Origin of the sequence: Chroococcidiopsis sp. CCNUC1 (assembly GCF_023546805.1) — a bacterium.
GTDB classification, from domain to species: Bacteria; Cyanobacteriota; Cyanobacteriia; order Cyanobacteriales; family Chroococcidiopsidaceae; genus Chroococcidiopsis; species Chroococcidiopsis thermalis.
In genome coordinates, this window is the sequence record NZ_CP097480.1 from 1,471,073 (window position 1) to 1,490,178 (window position 19,106).

At 46.3% G+C, this 19,106-nt stretch carries 16 protein-coding genes and 1 tRNA gene; 7 read left to right on the forward strand and 10 right to left on the reverse strand.

All coding sequences use genetic code 11. The features are described from left to right. Window positions 1-131: 131 nt before the first annotated feature. Together M5J74_RS06900 and M5J74_RS06905 are read right to left on the reverse strand one after the other, a co-directional pair. Complete coding sequence (locus tag M5J74_RS06900; protein WP_015153401.1) at window positions 132-725, reverse strand: Uma2 family endonuclease; 594 nt, start codon at window positions 723-725, stop codon at window positions 132-134. Between the two features lie 28 nt (window positions 726-753). Next, complete coding sequence (locus tag M5J74_RS06905; protein ID WP_015153402.1) at window positions 754-1,755, reverse strand: helix-turn-helix transcriptional regulator; 1,002 nt, start codon at window positions 1,753-1,755, stop codon at window positions 754-756. A gap of 136 nt (window positions 1,756-1,891) precedes the next feature. On the opposite strand from M5J74_RS06905, the gene petJ reads away from it, so the two are divergent. Together petJ and M5J74_RS06915 are read left to right on the forward strand one after the other, a co-directional pair. Continuing rightward, window positions 1,892-2,239, forward strand: a complete 348-nt coding sequence (gene petJ, locus M5J74_RS06910; RefSeq protein WP_041462385.1) for a cytochrome c6 PetJ — start codon at window positions 1,892-1,894, stop codon at window positions 2,237-2,239. Between the two features lie 183 nt (window positions 2,240-2,422). After that, window positions 2,423-4,024 carry an Hsp70 family protein gene (locus M5J74_RS06915; protein WP_250016104.1) on the forward strand — a complete coding sequence of 534 codons (1,602 nt, stop codon included), beginning with the start codon at window positions 2,423-2,425 and terminating at the stop codon, window positions 4,022-4,024. A 33-nt stretch (window positions 4,025-4,057) separates the two neighbouring features. Here M5J74_RS06915 and M5J74_RS06920 read toward each other — a convergent pair whose 3' ends face one another. The 3 genes from M5J74_RS06920 to M5J74_RS06930 all read right to left on the reverse strand — a co-directional run bounded on the left by M5J74_RS06920 (window position 4,058) and on the right by M5J74_RS06930 (window position 8,229). Further along, window positions 4,058-5,512, reverse strand: coding sequence for a hypothetical protein (locus M5J74_RS06920; RefSeq protein WP_250016106.1), 1,455 nt, complete (start codon window positions 5,510-5,512; stop codon window positions 4,058-4,060). Window positions 5,513-6,535: 1,023 nt separating this feature from the next. Continuing rightward, window positions 6,536-7,429, reverse strand: a complete 894-nt coding sequence (prmC, locus tag M5J74_RS06925; protein WP_250016108.1) for a peptide chain release factor N(5)-glutamine methyltransferase — start codon at window positions 7,427-7,429, stop codon at window positions 6,536-6,538. Window positions 7,430-7,446: 17 nt separating this feature from the next. Beyond that, complete coding sequence (locus tag M5J74_RS06930) at window positions 7,447-8,229, reverse strand: Tic22 family protein (RefSeq protein ID WP_015153407.1); 783 nt, start codon at window positions 8,227-8,229, stop codon at window positions 7,447-7,449. Between the two features lie 229 nt (window positions 8,230-8,458). On the opposite strand from M5J74_RS06930, the gene M5J74_RS32555 reads away from it, so the two are divergent. Beyond that, the gene (locus M5J74_RS32555; RefSeq protein ID WP_256498710.1) at window positions 8,459-8,593 is read left to right on the forward strand and encodes a hypothetical protein; all 135 of its coding nucleotides are present in this window, start codon (window positions 8,459-8,461) and stop codon (window positions 8,591-8,593) included. Here M5J74_RS32555 and M5J74_RS06935 read toward each other — a convergent pair. The 3 genes from M5J74_RS06935 to pdhA form a co-directional block, all read right to left on the reverse strand. Then, window positions 8,575-8,648 (reverse strand) — tRNA-Pro (locus M5J74_RS06935). The two genes, M5J74_RS32555 and M5J74_RS06935, sit on opposite strands and share 19 nt — an antisense overlap. A gap of 90 nt (window positions 8,649-8,738) precedes the next feature. Then, window positions 8,739-9,608 carry an aldose 1-epimerase gene (locus M5J74_RS06940; RefSeq protein ID WP_015153408.1) on the reverse strand — a complete coding sequence of 290 codons (870 nt, stop codon included), beginning with the start codon at window positions 9,606-9,608 and terminating at the stop codon, window positions 8,739-8,741. A gap of 213 nt (window positions 9,609-9,821) precedes the next feature. After that, on the reverse strand, window positions 9,822-10,856 hold the full coding sequence (gene pdhA / locus M5J74_RS06945; protein ID WP_015153409.1) for a pyruvate dehydrogenase (acetyl-transferring) E1 component subunit alpha: 1,035 nt from the start codon (window positions 10,854-10,856) through the stop codon (window positions 9,822-9,824). Between the two features lie 386 nt (window positions 10,857-11,242). On the opposite strand from pdhA, the gene M5J74_RS06950 reads away from it, so the two are divergent. The 3 genes from M5J74_RS06950 to M5J74_RS06960 all read left to right on the forward strand — a co-directional run bounded on the left by M5J74_RS06950 (window position 11,243) and on the right by M5J74_RS06960 (window position 16,411). Further along, window positions 11,243-13,507 carry an IMS domain-containing protein gene (locus M5J74_RS06950; protein ID WP_250016110.1) on the forward strand — a complete coding sequence of 755 codons (2,265 nt, stop codon included), beginning with the start codon at window positions 11,243-11,245 and terminating at the stop codon, window positions 13,505-13,507. 138 nt (window positions 13,508-13,645) lie between these two features. Continuing rightward, on the forward strand, window positions 13,646-14,620 hold the full coding sequence (locus M5J74_RS06955) for an AEC family transporter (RefSeq protein ID WP_015153411.1): 975 nt from the start codon (window positions 13,646-13,648) through the stop codon (window positions 14,618-14,620). Window positions 14,621-15,172: 552 nt separating this feature from the next. Further along, a complete protein-coding gene (locus M5J74_RS06960) occupies window positions 15,173-16,411 on the forward strand; it encodes a DUF4912 domain-containing protein (RefSeq protein ID WP_015153412.1) in 1,239 nt (412 codons plus the stop codon). Between the two features lie 216 nt (window positions 16,412-16,627). Here M5J74_RS06960 and M5J74_RS06965 read toward each other — a convergent pair whose 3' ends face one another. Beyond that, window positions 16,628-16,975 carry a 4a-hydroxytetrahydrobiopterin dehydratase gene (locus tag M5J74_RS06965; RefSeq protein ID WP_015153413.1) on the reverse strand — a complete coding sequence of 116 codons (348 nt, stop codon included), beginning with the start codon at window positions 16,973-16,975 and terminating at the stop codon, window positions 16,628-16,630. Between the two features lie 76 nt (window positions 16,976-17,051). Further along, window positions 17,052-18,500, reverse strand: a complete 1,449-nt coding sequence (locus M5J74_RS06970) for an MFS transporter (RefSeq protein WP_250016112.1) — start codon at window positions 18,498-18,500, stop codon at window positions 17,052-17,054. A gap of 68 nt (window positions 18,501-18,568) precedes the next feature. On the opposite strand from M5J74_RS06970, the gene M5J74_RS06975 reads away from it, so the two are divergent. Then, window positions 18,569-19,093, forward strand: coding sequence for a phosphoribosyltransferase (locus M5J74_RS06975; protein WP_106218535.1), 525 nt, complete (start codon window positions 18,569-18,571; stop codon window positions 19,091-19,093). Window positions 19,094-19,106: the final 13 nt, after the last annotated feature.

Below are 19,106 nucleotides of genomic sequence, written 5' to 3' on the forward strand. Positions count from 1 at the left end.
TCCTGACACCAGTTGATGAAGCTTTATTGCCAATCACTCTTAATTGCAATCAGTGTCAGTGTAGAGAAGTATCAATAGATGCGTCTATCCAAAAACCGTCTGACGATCCCAAAACCGCCATACTGTTCCAATTAATTTTGAGCAAATGCAAATATCTGCTCTGCTGCGAGCGCAAATGCGGGAATCACCGTCGATTCAATTCGATTTTCACCCGCAAATACTTTGTCCTCGTACTGCCCTTCTACCCACTGACATACTGTAATCCGCCGTTCTTGAGGATCGACGATCCAATATTCGGCAATGCCCCGCGCTGCATACTCGGTTCGCTTGTACCGATAATCGCGAGTCCGATTCTCATCACCAGGCGAAACGACTTCAATAATTAGGATCGGCGGTGGCATATCGCGAGTAATGATGTTGCGGGTTTTGCCTTGCAGTGCTGCGTAGCCTTCTTCACTCAGCACGAGCAAATCGGGAAGCCGGACTTTTGCCCCTCGTCCGCTCACTTCAATTTCAACGTCTTTGAGGTTGAGAAGTGCGATCGCAAAATATTTTGCCAATTCAAACATCAAAAGTTTCGCAATCTGGCAGTTCTCATGCGATTCTGTCGGCATTTCTACTAATTCTCCATCCACCAATTCATAGCGCGTGTCCGTGCCATCGTCATAGGCGAGGAATTCTTCAAACGTCAACCGTTTTGAAGTTGTAGAAATGCTCTGATTCATGAGTGCAACCTAAACTTGGTTGTCTCTATCATGCTCCCAAAATTACCTTTTTGCCCAACAAACACTGACTAGGGGTAATGCCGAACTTGCGCTTGAAGGCAGCGGCAAAGCGTCCGAGATGACCGTAGCCAACGCGATGCGCCACTTCTGTCACTGTCATCGATCGCTCCCGTAATAATTGCTCGGCTTGCAATAGGCGTTGCTCGGCTAAATATCCTACTACAGTTGTGCCAAACAGCGATTGAAACCCTCGTTGTAACGTGCGATCGCTCAGTCCCACCGCAGTAGCCAACTCCAACGACGAGGGTGGATTTTCTAATCGTCGCTGCAAAATATCTCGTGCTTCGTAAATACGAGCGATCGTAGTTGGTTTCATTCGGGACGGTGGTTTCGGATTGCCCCGATCCGCCACGATTGGCGCGAGCTGCAACGCCATCAGTTCTAAACTTTTTGCTTGAAGATACAACCGCTTTGCCGCTCCCTCATAGGGACAGTTAATCATCTGCCATGCTACATTCTGAATCGCTGGATTTGTTTTAGGGTAAATTAGCGTTTGCCAATCGTTCCCTTTCACTAAAAAGCTCAGTTCGGCGGGCAACTGCCCATTCTCATCTGGAAAGAAAGTGGTTAACCACTCCGCAGACATTTCGAGATTGATGCCCAGGTATGGCTGAGTGCTGAAACTGGTACTGAAAATCTCCTGTTGCACGCCGCTTCCAGAAATCATAGTGTGTCCATTGCCATATACCCCATCCTGGCTATCGAGAATCACCCCAAAAAGCAGCACCCCAAACTGCAACCCATGATTCGCCTCTGGATGTTTGGTTTGGACAGTTTCACAATACTGATGGCGCTCGATGCGTAGCCAGCACTCTGGATACAGTTCAACAAAGAGGTTGTGTCCTTTGCCTAACTCTTGAGGCATTTCATGTATCTCGATCCCAGAATCGGGGTCAAGCTGAGGTGGGTTGTGCTGCGCGGCTTCAGCCCACAGGTCGTCTTCTTCCTGTGCGGTCAGGGTAAGGGTCATGACAGGTATTGGAGTAACGCTTAATGAAAGAGATTATCAGTAGCAAGGGCGCGATCGCAACTTGTATTCTGTAGATATCGGCTTGTAGATTGGCTTGTAGTGGTTTTGCTACCTAAAATTTCCTTATCATATGAAAATGTTATTAAAGCAAATACTTAGTTTAGTACTGGTGATGCTCGTAGGAATGGCGATCGCCTTTTCTACCCCAGCCTTAGCCGCAGAGACACCAATTGGAGCCAAAATCTTTGAAACTCAATGTGCTGGATGTCACATTAATGGTGGTAATATCGTCAGGCGCGGCAAGAACCTGAAACAAAAAGCCTTGAAAAAATATGGCATGGATTCAATAGAGGCGATCGCCAACATTGTCACCAACGGTCAAGGAAATATGTCAGCTTACAAAGATCGCTTGACAGCAGAGGAAATTCAAGCAGTTTCCGCCTATGTCCTCCAGCAAGCAGAAGCAGGCTGGCGTAAACAGTGACCAGTGACCAGCGATTAGTAACCAGCGATCGGTGACTGGTGGTTAAGGGCGCTTGGTAAGAATGAAGTGTAGCTTGTATCCCCCACGGGGTAGGATGAATTTATAATTCGGAATTTGGAATTTAGAATTAACTGATAACTAACAATTGATAACTGGTCACTGGTCACTGGTCACTGATTAAGTATGGCGATCGCAATCGATTTTGGTACGAGTAACACTTGTATAGCCCGTTGGAATCCCGTGACGCAGCAAGCGGAAACTTTGAGTTTACCAGGCTTATCTCAGCAGTTGGGTCAAAATCCACCTCTGATTCCCAGTTTGGTTTATGTAGAAGATGCGGCAAGCGATCGCGTGTTAATCGGACAGACAGTACGCGATCGCGGTTTGGATTTAACGACTGACCCACGTTTTTTTCGTAGCTTTAAGCGCGGTATTGGTACGGAGATTCAGGGATTTTTGCCTCAACTGGATGGCGAGACGGTTTCGTTTGAACGAGTTGGTAAGTGGTTTTTGAGCCAAATTATTGAGAAATTAGCCACTCAAGCCCCTGAAGACGAGCAATCCTTAGTCTTAACAGTCCCAGTTGATAGTTTTGAAGCTTATCGCTTGTGGCTGGGTGAGATCTGTCGTGCTTTACCTGTGGAACAAGTCCGAATTTTGGACGAACCTACTGCTGCTGCTTTGGGATATGGCATGGCAGAGCGGGATAATTTATTAGTCATTGATTTTGGTGGTGGTACTTTAGATTTATCTCTAGTCCGCTTAGATGGTGGTGGAAATACTGTCAAAAAACAGACGGGGTTTTTGTTGCAATGGGGGAAGAAATCTTTTGCTAAAACATCTGGACAGAAAGTAAAAACTGCCCGTGTTTTAGCAAAAGCAGGACAAAATTTAGGCGGAACTGATATCGATAACTGGATTGTCGATTATTTCGCTCAGGAGCGAGGATTGGCTGTATCTCCTTTAACAACTCGCTTGGCAGAAAGGGTGAAAATTCAACTTTCCGATCGGGTGCAAGCCAGCGAAGTTTATTTTAATGATGAGACGTTTGAGAGTTACGAATTAGAATTAGACCGCGATCGCCTCACGCAGATTTTGACAGAACATCAATTTTTCGAGCAATTAGACGAGTCGATGCAGCAGTTATTACAACAGGCGCGGCGACAGGAGATAGAGGTGACAGAGATCGATGCTGTATTGTTGGTGGGTGGAACAGCACAAATGCCCGCCGTGCAGACTTGGGTACAACAGTATTTTCCCCCAGAAAAAATTCATTGCGATCGCCCGTTTGAAGCGATTGCCCAAGGTGCGTTGCAGATCTGTCAAGGCGTGGAAGTCAAAGATTTTCTCTATCACAGTTACGGTATCCGTTATTGGGATAGACGGAATCAATGTCACAACTGGCATCCAATTATCAATCCTGGGCAACCCTACCCAATGACAAATCCCGTAGAATTGGTTTTGGGCGCATCGTTGGATAATCAGCCCAGTATCGAACTCATTGTTGGAGAACTGGGGGCGGAGACTGGCGGGACGGAAGTTTATTTTGATGGCGATCGCCTGATTACCCGCCGTTTAGATAGTGGAAAAAAACAGGTACAACCCCTCAACGACCGAGATGGGGCGAGGCAAATCGCCCAATTAACTCCACCTGGGTATCCTGGGAGCGATCGGATTAAGGTTTTGTTTCAAGTAGACGCACAGCGCTGCTTGCGAATGACTGTAGAGGACTTACTCACGAATCAAACTTTACTCGAAGATCGAGTCGTAGCAGAGTTGAGCTAGAGTTGTAGAGGCGCTTCGCGCCTCTACAACCAATTAATCGATTGAGACATCATCCCACTTAACGTAGTCTCCCGAATTGCCAGTTCCCGACGTTCCCAGTTCGATGACCGTCCAGTATCTTGAAATCGGGACTTCAATCTCTAAGTATTCCCACCCATTTTTCTTGGTAGAAGTAGCTGAAATTTCGGCATCACCGTTGCGATAGTCGTACCCTAATGCTTTCAGAGTTGCCGATGCCTTACCGTTGACATACACCCAAGCACCAATCTTGACCTTTTGTCCCTTTGGTAGCTGACCGACAATGCGCCGGACTCTCACTGGTGTATCTGGGGAGGCATTACCGTTGTTGAGTTTGACATATCCGTTTCCTCCGTGCGCTCCACCATTATCGTTACGGACAAAACTCACGTAGGGCGAAGCACCTTCTAGAATCCAGACATCGTTGCTATCAAACGGTATCCAGCCTGTTTCAACGTTATTGTCAGACTCAAAATCGGCATTACTCAGAGCTTCGTTTAAGCGTAAATCTTTGATTTGCTGATATGTCTTAGTTGGGTTAAAGTCTGGAGCAACAGCCCAGCTATCGTGACCGTCCAGATCGAATAGTAGTGCGTGGTCGTAACCGAAACGCTTCAGTTGTTGTCCGAAATAAGCAAACCATCGACGGCGACAGTCTTCTGTTTCAAATTCGGAACCGTTGCAATACTCGTTAATCGATCCCGATTCGCTGATTGCTAGAGGCTTGCGAATGCCACGCGATTCTAAGACTCGCCAAGGATGTCCGAGGCGATTCTCGGAAATTTGTCCGCCGTAGGCGTGCAAGCCAATATAGTCGCTCACCTCAGCAATCCCAGCATCTAACATTTCGTCTAACAGACCGGATTCAATTCCCATTACGGGCGGCGATTCAATTTTGATGTTCGAGTCAATTTCTTTCGCTGTTTCGTAGGCAATTCGCGTCATGTCAACGCATTCTTGAGCTGACATCTTACCGTTACCGTAGTCGAGGTCGGGTTCGTTATCGATGATGTAGTAAGAAATCTTGCCTTTGTAACGCATCATGACGTTACGCACAAAATAACGGAAATTTGCTTTCCACTGGTCGTAGTTACCGTCTCGATTGACGTGCATCCGTGCCGATAGTACCAGATGAATTTTGAGTCCGGCGTTGAGATAGCGATCGATGGCTGCATCTCTGGCTGACCAATTGAAACCAGCGCCCTCTGTGAAACCGCCAACACCATCCATACCCATACGGGCGACTTCTAAATTTAAGTCCTTCGTGTGCTGGATGGAGCGATCGACATATTCTGGATCGGTATTGTAGCCAGTGCCGTTATTAATTCCTAAGTAACTTGTTAGCGCCCGTGCTGGCAAAGTGTAGAGGAGAGCCGAGGCAACGAAAATAGAGGCAATTGTTTTAGGCTTGAGCGATCGCAATAACGATTTGTTTTGAGCTAGGTGTTGGATCTTTTGGTGTAAATTCATCTTGTACCCTGATAAGTTGACAAGCGACTGCCAGCCCCATGCATCACTCAACGCAACTAGAATTTCGTGCGAGTGTGGGACAAGTCACGCAGATTTGCACTTGCTTTCGCCCTCAGCAGTTTTGATTAGAGAAATTGTGGTTAGGGGCAGAGCGTTGAATGCAAATAGCTTTTCAAGTAGGTTAAAAACGCTCTATTTCAGTGCAGTTATGCCATCGAGAAGTGTAACGACTTGAATAAATTGTGAATCATTACACCTCATGCAAATCTAGGTTTTTGACAGACGCAGATCGGTTACTTTACATCAGCTTTAAAAAGCTAAACTAAACCTAAAGTATTCTCGCTTCAGTATGCATTCAAGCGAAAATTTACTGATTTATTTAGTAGGTAATTTCTCAGAGTAGCTTGCAGCTATAGACTTGGAAGAACATAAGGCATAAAATCAACCAAAATTTAAGCTATTCAAGTAAAAAACATCAATAAAATACTTGTATTAGCTCGCCTAAAAAAATCGCAGTCATGCTTGAAAGCCGATAGAGCAGAGGGTTTCATTCAGCGTGATACTTATCCAATACATCGCAGGTTTTGATTCGATCCCCCCTGGTTCCCCCCTTTTTAAGGGGGGAATCATAGCCCCCTTTTTAAGGGGGTTGGGGGGATCTTCAAGGACTATGCGCTCTAACCAAGAAGTATTGTGATACTTATCGAGTCGCGATCGCAAACTTACTAATAGTAAAATTACGGTACTTTTGGCAAATGATTATATTTTTTGACTAAAACATGTATATCTAATTATTTAGCTAAATCTATTGCTATAGCAGTTCTAAATGATTTGTAAAGCAGGCTTCTAGCCTGCGGCAGGCTAGAAGCCTGCTTCGTTCATGAATCAAATAGGATTGCTATAGTTGAATCAAAATTTATTCTATTATAAAATTAGGTAATTGCACTGACCGCTCCGTACACCTAGCCTTCGGTAAAGCTTTGCACCTAACGCTTTGCGCCTTTGCGTGACCCACAAAATCTATCACTGCCGATAAGCCAAAGCAAAACGCTCAATCCCTGCCAAATCTGCAAAAATCTGAATATTCATATAACTCCCCTGCTGCTGTAACAACTCGCTTACAGTTTCAGCCTGTCCCCCCATCATTTCAATTAACCAAAGCCCACCCGATCGCAAAAAATTTGGTGCAGTTGCAATCAAATGACGAATGCAATCTAAACCATCTGCACCACCATCCAAAGCTGAATGCGGTTCGTGATTGGCGACTTCTGGTTGTAGTTGAGGAACCAATTTGCTAGGAATATAAGGCGGATTTGACACCATCCCGCAAACCTGACCTTGGAGAAATTCTAACGGCTCCCACCAATTCCCTAAATAAAACTTTAGCCGATCGCCGTACCCTAAATTTTGAGCGTTACTTTGGGCAATTACCAAAGCCGAAGAACTGCGATCGACAGCATGAACTTCAGCCGCCGGAAAAACAGCAGCCAAGCCAATCGCGATCGCACCGCTACCCGTACCCAAATCGACCCAATGTCCCCGTTCTAATCCAGTCACGAAACTTTTGTTAACCGCTGCAACTGCCAAATCGATTAAAATTTCCGTTTCCGGTCGCGGAATTAAAACAGCGGGAGAAACAGCTAACTTAAAATCCCGCCAGGGCGTAATCTGAGCAATGTATTGTACTGGTAAGCGTTCTTGCAACCGCCTTTGCCACAATCGATCCAACTCAGCTAAAGGTAACTTCAACTGAATTTGCGGTTGGTGCTTATATAACTCCAATCGTAGGGAAAGAGTATCTAACCCTGCGACTTCTTGCAGCAACCAGTCTAGTTCTGTAGGCGAGACATCAGCCGCGATCGCATCTATTGCAGCTTGCTGTCGCCATCGCCACAGTTCTAGACCAGATGTATTCATTTCAGCTTGTTCGGTAATTAAGGCTTTTTAGCTGGTTGGTTGGGTGCTGCTGGTTGAAGCGATCGCACGAAGTCAATTGATTCTTTGGGAGGAACCAAAACAATTTGACTTAAACCCTGGTCGTTGCGAGTTTGCATTGCTTGCAATACTCCCTCCAAATTGACAACTTGAATTTCAATTGTCGAAGCGAGATCGGGTTTCTGTTTCTTAAAGCGTTCCAGCATTGCCTGCAATTCAGTCTTATTAAAAAAGAAAGGAATGACTTGCTGATCTGCTTGTTTAATTGTGAGGTAGCCTTTTTCCTTGCCAGCTTTAGCGACAAATAATGGCGTTCCTTTAAATTGCTCCGGCTTTTGACCGCTTTGCTGTAGTAATGTTTTTGCAGCGTCAACTTGCTGCTGTCCTGGGACAAAGGCAAAGTTGGGAGAATTCGGCTTTTTCTTATTTGTTTGCTCTAGCTTGTAAACTTCTGCTAGAGAGACAGGCACAACTCTGACATTTTTCGCTAACTCTGGATTTTTCTGCTTCAGGCGATCGATAAAAGCCTGTGCGTCTTGGCGATTGATAAAGACTCCAGCTACTCCTGATTTATCTTTTTGATCTGGTACGGAAGCTACCAGTGGTGCGCCCTTATTATCCGTGATTGTAAACATTGGCACGGGTCCAAGCTTTTGCAAGATTTGTTGTTCTGGCAAAGCCAAGACTTCTAGAGCGCCCATTGTCGTCGTACCAATAATGGTACTTCCCACCACTCCTAACGTTGCACTCCAGCGAATCATCGATTTTATAACTGATTTCATGAGTATTCCTGACATCAATGACCAGATTGTGTTTCTTCCAGCGGTGGTAAATATACCCACCCAACTAGTTGTAGTTATAGTAGCAGTGTCTTGGCAAGAGGGATGACTCAACCAATGCGATCGCCACTGACTATTGCTGACGGCACATTATCGCTGGTTGTTCGCATTCTTGGAATATTTTAAGAATTAAATAGATTTGTAAATAGAAGGGAGCAGTTATCAGTGACCAGTGACCAGTGACCAGCAGCGATCTCTTCTCACGCACCACGCACCACTCTCTTACCAACCACCAATGACCAATGACAACCTTGCGAAAGATCTCATCGCCTCAACCGTAAATCTAAATCGGGATGACAGGATTTGAACCTGCGACATCCTGCTCCCAAAGCAGGCGCGCTACCAAGCTGCGCTACATCCCGTAGCTGACACTCTTTCTAGATTAACACAAGTACCCCACAAATTAACTCAGAAGTTTAGATAAGATATTGAAAACTATGCATGGGTCTAGCTTAAGTAGAAGTGATATCCAGATTGATCCAAGTTTGAACTTCACCAGCAGGTTCGATATAAATCAGATCGGTTCCCGTATTTAAAGCATTGCGTGGAGCTGTCCAAGGCTCCAAACAATAATAGTCCTTACCCTTAATTGTCCAGAAAACTAGCGTCCCGTAATAGTTACTGCTCCATGTCAGTTGTAAACGCTGAGAATTGTCGCTGACAGTCGCTTTTTGGTTTGAGATTGGTCGGAAGGCTAAATCGAGTTCTTCTTGCTCGAAATCAAAATTTCCGCTGAAGGCGTGCATTTCCTTCGTAATTTGATTTTGAAATTGAGTCGCTGGGATCTCAAATTTCAAAGCCGTTTTGTCAGAGACTTGGAAATAAGGGTGTAACCCTGTCGAAAATGGCATGGGAGCGGATGAGTGATTGACAAATCGCTGCCAGATTCCCAGCCAGTTACCTTTAAACTCATAGGTAAACTCTACTTGGAAGTCGAACGGGTAAACCGTGCGAGTTTGCTCGTTACTGTTGAGAACGAGCGTGAGACTAGCACTGTCGTCCTCAGCTTCAGATTTTGTTACTTCCCAAGGTAAATCGCGGGCAAAACCATGTTGCTTCAGCGTATATTGCTGTCCTTGATACGTATAGGTGTTATCCGGTAAGTTACCGCAGATCGGAAACAAAATGGGAATTCCGCCTCGTATGCTCATTTCAGGACGAGCAAACCGTTCTGCGTCCAAGTAGAGAATTTCTCGTCCCTGGACGCGCCAGCGGGTAATAATTCCACCTCGTTCTGGTACGACTTCCAACCGCGAATCAGTGGATGAATCTGTTAGAACGTAGGTTTGGTATTGTTGTTTTTGCTGTGCAATGGTAAACACGAGTTAAGTTGGTAGTTGGTAGTTGGTAGTTGGTGGTTGGTAGTTGGTGGTTGTAGTTATCCTCCTTGTCCCCCTTGTCCCCCTTGTCACCCTTGTCACCCTTGTCACCCTTGTCCCCTTGTCACCCTTGTCACCCTTGTCCCCCTTGTCACCCTTGTCACCCTTGTCACCCTTGTCCTCCTGCTCCCTCAGCTCTCTTCGCCGACTCCCGTTTTACTCGTCCTCCGCAAAAATAAAGCGATATAGTTCGCTGGGATCGGGTTCGGGACTGCTTTCGGCAAATTGTACGGCTTCATCAATGGTCTGCTGAATTTTGCGATCGATCGCTTTGAGTTCTTCCTGCTGGGCGAGGTTTTGCTCGACTAAATAAGCTGCTAATCTCGTAATTGGATCGCGAGCAAACCAAAACTCTTTTTCTGTCTTGGTACGCAGCTCGTCAGGATCGGCGAGAGAGTGACCTCGAAAACGGTAAGTAAGGGCTTCAATCAGAGTGGGTCCTTCCCCAGCACGGGCGCGGGCTACAGCTTCTCTAGCTACGGCGTGGACTGCTAGCACGTCCATTCCGTCTACTTCCACTCCCTCCATGCCAAACACGCTGGCTTTTTTATAAATTTCTGGCTGGGAAGTTGCCCGTTCGTGCGCCATCCCGATCGCCCACTTATTATTTTCGACGACAAATAAAATCGGTAATTTCCACAAAGCCGCCATATTTAGCGTTTCGTAGAACTGACCGTTGTTGCAGGCTCCATCGCCAAAAAAGCAAGCCGTCACCTGGTCGGCGGTTGCATCTCCTAGCGCTTCGCGACGATATTTAGACTGAAATGCTGCACCAGCGGCGACGGGAATACCTTCAGCGACAAAAGCATAGCCACCAAGTAAGCGATGCTCGGCAGAAAACATATGCATCGAACCGCCACGCCCTTTACTACAGCCTGTAGCTTTACCGAATAACTCTGCTAACACTTCTTTAGCAGGGACTCCCGCACTTAGAGCATGGACATGATCGCGGTAAGTACTGCAAACATAATCTTCTCCTGGTCGCATTGCTTGGATTACGCCAGAAGAGACGGCTTCTTGACCGTTATATAGGTGAACGAAGCCAAACATCTTACCGCGATAATACATTTCGGCGCATTTATCTTCAAACATGCGCCCCAAAACCATATCCTCGTAAAGCACTAGCCCTTGTTCTCTGGTGATTTGGGCTGTAGCAGCGTGAAAAACGGGTAAAGTCCGCTCCTGAACCATTACTATGTAATACCTTTGCGATCGCTAATATGAAATTATTTTTTAAGATAACCTGTTATCAGTTATCAGTTATCAGTTATCAGTGAATAGTGACTGGTAGCTGGTGACTAGACAGAAGAATTTAGCACTAGCCACTAGCCACTAGCCACTAGCCACTAGCCACTAGCCACTAGCCACTAGCCACTAGCCACTCCTCTATTAAGTAAAATTTCAGTTCGCAACGACTCAACGATCCATGCTTCAAGCTGGTAGATAAAATAACTTTGAGGTTAAAATCCACAAGTTATCATATAGGCACGTTTTGCCAAGCTATGGAAAAACGCTGTCGCTTGACATCTCGATATAAATAAACTATTTATTTTCTCACGGTGCAGGGGAGCTTAACTGTGCGCGTTCCATTAGATTACTATCGCATTTTGGGACTACCACCCAATTTTTTTCAGCCGATGAGTGCGGAACAGTTGCAACAAGCTTACCGCGATCGCACCGCGCAACTGCCGCAACGCGAGTATTCTTTGACAGCGATCGAGATTCGCAATCAACTCATCTCTCTTGCCTATCGAGTCCTGTCCGATCCCCAACAGCGACAGCGCTATGATGCTGAATATCGTGCCTCTGCCGATGAATTAGCAAACAGTGGGGTGATGAATGGTGCTGCGGATGCCGTTGAGGAAGAGGCGAACGCGCCATCTCAGAGTTTCGAGCGTAATTTTGAACTTGAACCTGAAACCGATCGCCTCAGTATTGAAATTGCCGACGAGCTGCTGATTGGAGCGCTGATAATTCTGCAAGATGCGGGAGAATGCGAACTAGTATTGAACTTAGGTCAGTCTTTCCTCAGCAATAGCGATCTCGAAGCAGATAGCGACGCTCAAAGCGATCGCCCTGATATTGTTCTAGCTGTGGCTCTTGCCTATCTACAACAAGGACGAGAGCAATGGCAGAACGACCGGTATGAAAATGCAGCTGTTTCTCTCCAAGCAGGGTATAGCTTGTTAGAACGAGAAGGGCTATTTCCCAATACTGCGGCAGAAATTGCTGCCGACCTAGAGAAACTGCGCCCCTATCGCATTCTAGAATTGGTATCGCAACCCGAATCTCACATTGCCGAAAGGCAGCGAGGGTTGCATCTGTTACAGGACATTTTGCGCGATCGCCAAGGGATTGAAGGTACTGGCAATGATGGTTCGGGTCTGAGTATTGAGGATTTTCTCGGCTTTATTCAACAACTACGAGACTACCTCACAGCCGCAGAACAGCAAAGTCTATTTGAGGCAGAAAGCCAGCGTCCTTCAGCAGTAGCAACGTATTTAGCTGTCTACGCCTCCATTGCCAGGGGGTTTGCGGCACGAATGCCCGCATTGATTCACCAAGCCAAAATCCTGTTGCTGCGGTTGGGAAAACGCCAAGATTTATATCTAGAACAAGCAATCTGCTCTCTGCTACTAGGGCAAACAGTAGAAGCAACTGAAGCCCTTCAACACAGTCAAGAAGAAGAACCTCTAGCCGTTATCCGCAAAAATTCTCAAGGTGCGCCCGATCTTCTGCCTGGATTGTGTCTGTATAGCGAAACGTGGTTACAAACAGAAGTCTTTCCTCACTTTCGCGATTTGGCGACTCGAACCGCTTCGCTCAAAGACTATTTTGCCGATCCTGGCGTGCAGGAATACTTAGAAGCTTTACCTAGCCAACCAGACTATGCGATCGCAGAATACCAGTTTGTCGCTCCAGCAGACCGCGCTACGGACGGAAACGGGCGGGAGACAGCCAGAAATGGTCAACGACAGGCGATCGCAGCTAGTGCCGCAACTAGCAGGGGAGCAGGGGAGCTAGAGGTCAGAGGAGATGACAACTCCTCTCAAGGAACTGTGGCTGTGTTGTCCAATCCAGAGCCAGTGACGGCAAGCTCAAGTGCTACGAAGACAACTTCTGGGGTGGAAAAAGCTACACCACCTCGCCAGCGCCGCAATTCAAAAAATCGTCCGCCACGGCGAGGGAGCTATGATAATGGCAAGGAGCGCACCACTGGTGCGCTCGGCTTTGGTTCTCTCAAGATTGGTCGTTTGGCAATACTGTTAGGTGGCGGGGCTCTCGGTTTAGCTGTCTTGTGGTTTCTCGCCAGTCAAATCTTCGCCTTATTCCACAGAACCGCAACTCCACCCATAGCCCAACAGCCACCTGTCATCTCAGAACAACTAGTCGTAGAGTTGAACCAACCGCCTGTAGCAATTCCTCGACCGCAGCCAAAGCCAGCAGTACCAAAACCGTTAAATCGGGATACAGCAGCTCCAGTGATTCAAGCTTGGCTAGCGGCAAAAGCCGCCGCTTTTGGCTCGGAACACACAACAGATAAATTAAAGCAAATTCTGGTCGAGCCAGCTTTATCTCAGTGGCAAAAGCGCGTTCAAGACGATTTGCTCAATCGCCGCGTCCGGCGCTACAAGCACAGCCTTCAGGTCAATGGCGTGAAAAATGACCCAAAAAACAGCGATCGCGCCCAGGTAGATGCGACAGTTGTAGAAGTAGCCCAAGTTTACGAAAGAAACCGCCTGAACCGAGCTGCTTCTTATAATGAAAAGCTGCGCGTGCAGTACAACTTAGTGCGTCAAAATGGTGAGTGGCGAATTCAGACTATGAAGGTGCTGAAATAGCAGTTTTAGCGATTAGCAATTGGCAATTAGCGATTAGGATTGTAACTTGTGGGGTTAGGGTTTAGCTTCACTCCTATGTTTACACTCGCACGTCGCTCAAATAGCTAACGGCTAACAGCTAATAGCTAATAGCTCAATATGACAGAAACTTTATTTCATGCTTACCTGCCCCTGATTGCGTGGACTAGTTTGGGGCTAATAATGCTTCGCCTAGTACCGGAGACTTTACCCCATTGGTTGGGTCGCGGTCTTTACTGGGTGGGAATTCCTTTGGAAATTCTGGCTTTGGCGCGTCAAACCAATTTTTCAGAGCCAGCGGGATTGGCTCCAGGGATTACTTTAGCAGCGATTGGCACTGGGGTGGCGATCGCTTATTTATGTTTAGTGGGCTTGCAGCAGTTTGCCGCGCGATCGACCAATGCCAATATCTCAGGCTTTTTAGCTCAGCCGTGGGACAAGCCATCTTACCAAGGCAGTTTTATCCTAGCTGCGGCGCTAGGAAATACGGGTTTTGTAGGATTGAGTATCGTCCCTACCTTTATCGATCCAGAGTACTTGAGCTGGATCGTATTTTTCAGCATCACTCATAACATAGTTGGTGCTTACGGGTTTGGAGTACTCATTGCTAGTTATTTCGGTCGTTCCGAACAATCCCATCACTGGTGGATTCATCTTCGAGATGTTTTAACCGTACCGATTCTTTGGGCTTTTGCGATCGGTTATTTTACTCAAGATGTGGCACTCCCACCTGTAATTGAGTCAGGCTTGCAGGGATCGATTGATGTTGTTATCGCCTGCGCTTTTCTACTAATTGGGATGCGGTTGTCTCAACTACCTGGATGGAAAAGCTTTCAACAAGGGATAATTCCGGCTGTATTGCGAGTCATCGTTATCCCCGGATTGGTGGGTGTAGCAACTACTTTTGTATTGGGGTTATCGGGCGATCGCCGTTTGGCAATGGTGTTGATGTCTGGCGTTCCAACTGCTTTTGCCGGACTGATTTTTGCTGAAGAGTACGAACTCGACCGGACGACGATCGCCAGCAGTATTATTCTTTCTACTATTCTCTATCTTCTCGTCCTGCCTTTGTGGTTGTACGTGTTTGGGAATTAGGGACTCGATCCAATACTTCTCGGTTAGCACTGCAAAGATCTTGAAGATCCCCCAACCCCCTTAAAAAGGGGGCAAAAATCCCCCCTTTTTAAGGGGGTTAGGGGGATCTTGTCTTAACCAGGAAGTATTGGGACTCGATCGCGTATGTGACGTTTGTAGGGCGCACGGCTGTGCGCCCCTACTCATAAAAATCTTTATGGCTGTCTGCCCGATTACATGAAGGCGATCGCTACGCAATGTCATTAAAATTTGACATAACTGAAGGAGTACGCGATCGCTTTCAATATTATGTCATGAATTCATGACATAACGATCCCCAAAAACCGATACCTGCGTGGGATCGATGGAAATCGGTCTTTTAACAACGATCTTGCTAAGAGTTTTTTTGCTACAAATAGTAAACAAAGCGATCCCCGCGATCCCAAAAAAATACTGTCTGCCGCAAGGCAAAGATGGCGATCGGGGAAAAGGGAGAAGAGAGCTTCTCTTTCACTAATTCTGAATTCCGAATTCCGAATTCCGAATTCGTACTTCATATCGGAGGTCAAATCTATGGCGAAAGAACGCCCACCTCTAGACGACATGACACTGCGGCAGTTGCGTCGGGTTGCTAGTGAATATAGCATCTCCCGCTACAGTCGAATGCGTAAGTCGCAACTATTGGCAGCAATACAACAAGCCGAGCGTACTAAACTCTCTAGCACTCAACCGCGTAATCTGGAGGCACAAGAAACAGTGGAAGCAGCTAAATTTGAACTGGGACAAGAAGACCGGACTGGTGGTTCCTTAGCTGACGTGGATGAGGGTTTGGCGGATTTACCTGGAGGCTACGGCGAAAGCCGAATTGTGCTGATGCCCCGCGATCCGCAATGGTCGTATACGTACTGGGATATTCCCAACGACCACAAAGAAGAACTGCGTCGCCAAGGCGGACAACAGTTGGCGTTGCGCCTCTACGACGTGACAGATATTAATATCGAATTTCAAAGCCCCCACAGCATTCAAGAATACCCTTGCGACGAACTAGCGCGGGAATGGTATTTACCGATCCCAGTAAGCGATCGCGATTACGCAGTAGATATCGGTTATCGTTGCGTTGACGGTCGTTTTCTAGTTCTAGCTCGTTCTGCTACCGTCCACGTTCCCCCCGTCTATCCTAGCGACTGGATTGAAGACCACTTCGTTACCGTCAGCATGGAAGAAGATCTGCGCGGTAAGACTGTATTTGAACTGGTTCCCCCTGCTAAGCGTATGTCAATGGCAGCTGGTGGTGCAGCCGCTACTGGCAATCCAATCTACGATGAAATTTTCGGCATGGCTCAAGGTGCAGAAGCGCAGCGAGTTGCGGGTTCTCTGTTCGGTTCCATGCAGCAAGTTCCAGAACAAGCGATCAGTTCTTATGTCTTCCCCTCTGGCGTAGGAATGTGGGCAGTACCTACCGTATCTGGTTTAACCATGTCTGGCGTAGGTATGTCCGGCGTAGGCTTCTCCGCTTCTGCCGTTCCCATGCGTCCGCGTCAGTTTTGGTTAGTTGCCGATGCTGAGTTAATTGTCTACGGGGCAACCGAACCAGATGCAACAGTAACTATCGGTGGTCGTCCGATTAAACTCAATCCAGATGGGACATTCCGCTTCCAGATGTCATTCCAAGATGGGTTAATTGACTACCCAATTATGGCTGTTGCAGCTGATGGCGAACAAACTCGTTCGATTCACATGAAGTTCAACCGCGAAACCCCTTCGCGCAATACCAATACTAAGGAAGAAGCCGTCCTCGAATGGTTGCCCTAGTTTAGATCCCCCAACCCCCCTTAAAAAGGGGGGCAACAAGATCCGCAAAATTAATAATCAACCCGTTTGCAAAAACCCCGATCGCGATCGGGGTTTTTGTATGTCAAAATCATGCGTAAATGTAGGGGCGGGTTCACCAAACATCTCTACTTGTCCATTACAATCTCAATAAACCCGCCCTCTTCTATGCGCGATCGCAATTAAATTTTATCGGCATCAGGTAAATTGAGCCGCAATCTCGTCAGTTTTAGCTGCCATAATAAAGTCGTTTTTGTGCAAACCAGAAATGGCATGAGTCCACCAACTGACTTTGACTTTACCCCATTCGGTTAGCAATGCGGGGTGATGTCCTTCCGCTTCAGCAATTTCACCCACGCGATTCGTAAAATTCAAAGCAGTTTGAAAATCAGGAAATTTATAAGTCCGGGTTAAATGTGGTATCCCTTCTACTTCCACAATCTGCCAATCGGGAATTTGCGGTTTGAGTTGTGCCTCTTCCTCTGGGGTGACTCGTGGTGCATCCTTGTTGCAAGCAGTACATTTTTGTTTCGTGAGAGTTTCCATAGCACTATCTACGTTGGTATCTCTAGTTTAATTTTATCGAGTGGGAGTAGATATGTAGACTGAAACCCATTACCAATTACCCATTACCTTGCTTTCGCTCTTTCAATTTCAACAAAATCTCAGCATGAATCTCACGAGTGATGGGATAGAAATACGCTAAAACTAAACCGCCAATCAGGAAAATTACAGGTAGAACGCTAGCAGCAAGACGAATGGCAAATAATGCTGATTCTGGTTGTGTTGGTAGTTCTTGTCCCGCCGCAGCTTCCCTAAACCCAGATGCTTGCAAGGCATTTCCAACTAAAAATAAACCGAAAGCTAATCCGAATTTTTGCAACAACACCATAAAACCATAAAAAATTCCTTCGCGGCGCTGTCCGGTATTCAACTCATCTAATTCAATTACATCCGGCATCATTGACCAGGGAATTAGATAAGCTGTAGATACTCCCATGCCTGTTATGACTGCCAAAGCAAACATTAAACCTAATTGACCAGGTTGTAAGAAATATAATCTGATCGCAGCTAAAATCCATAAAATTATTCCCATAAAATAAACAGTTTTTTTGCCAATTCTTTTACTTAGATGGCTCCACACTATTAACATGAAAATTGCAGTTCCTTGTACAGCAATGAGAACTGTAGGAACTTGCGCTTCTCTTAGTTGCAAGTAGTTGACAACAAAGTAAGGAATAATGCTGGCTGTAACTTGTACTGCTAGCCAGGAAAAAAGGTAGATTCCAATAACAAATAAAAAAGGTTTGTTAGTAAAAACAATTTTGAATTGTTCTTTAATTGGTAGAGCTGGCGGTTCTTCAACTGCCGTGCGTCTGGCTTCAAATGCCAAAATGCGATCGCGCGTGCCGTAAACGCACCAGTAAAGTGATAAAGTGGCAACTACCGCGCAAATAGCTGCTAAAATAAAGAATTGTTGCTGGCGATCGCTAATTGTCGAAAAGACAATTTGTGCCAAAATTAGCGAAAAAATACTGCCACCAATGGAAAAAATAAAGCGAAAACTATTCAGACTTGTCCGCTCGTCGTAATCTTGAGTTAGTTCTGGAGTCATTGCCGTATAAGGCAAATTGACCACAGTATAAAAAACTTGAGACACTACCCCAATGACGACGTAATACCAAAACAAGCTCCACATTTGGCTGGTAGGCTCGGTACTAAAGCGCGGTACAATCCACTGTAAAAAGAAAAAAATCCCAAAGGGAATGGCTCCATAAAATAACCAAGGTAAACGCCGACCCCAACGGCGAGATTTAGTTTTATCGGTCAGCACTCCTACAATTGGGTCATTAACTGCATCCCAGATTTTGCCAATCAGCAAAATGCTGCCAGCTAACCCGGCGGGAATGCCAGCTACATTTGTAAAAAAAACCAGCAGAAAAAATCCACCAATCCCAGCAGCAATTGCTGGTCCCAAATCCCCTGCACCATAGGCAAGTTTGGTTTTTAAGTCTAACTTGTCACTGAAAGATGTTGCTTCAGAATCACCATTAGGGGAGGAATTATGCATAAACAAGATGGTAAAAGTTTAGAATAAATGACTCTGCCATCTAGTATTAGCGCTAAATTGTACCCCTTATGTCAGATCTTTATGTTTCTTGGTCGGACTACCACCGCACAATTGAGAAGTTGGCAGTCCAGGTTTATCAGTCGCAGTGGCACTTCAATCAAATCGTTTGTCTCGCGCGGGGAGGCTTGCGGGTAGGCGACATTCTTTCCCGCATTTACGAACAACCGCTAGCAATTTTAGCAACTTCATCTTATGTGGGTGCAGGTAAGCAAGAAAGAGGTAGTCTAGTTGTCTCCCGTTACTTAACCATGACAACAGATAAATTAGGTTCTCGCATCCTCTTGGTTGACGATTTGGTAGACTCTGGCGTGACGCTACAGCAGACTGTTCCCTGGTTGCAAGAGCAATTTGGTACGGAAGTTGAAGAAATTCGCACTGCTGTTTTGTGGTACAAGGGTTGTTCTGCGTTTGTCCCAGATTATTATGTCGAATATTTACCCGATAGTCCCTGGATTCACCAACCGTTTGAGCCTTATGAAAAGATGAATATTGCAGAATTAGCTGCATTGCATCAGGAAGCGGGAGTCTCGTAGGGACGGATGTTGT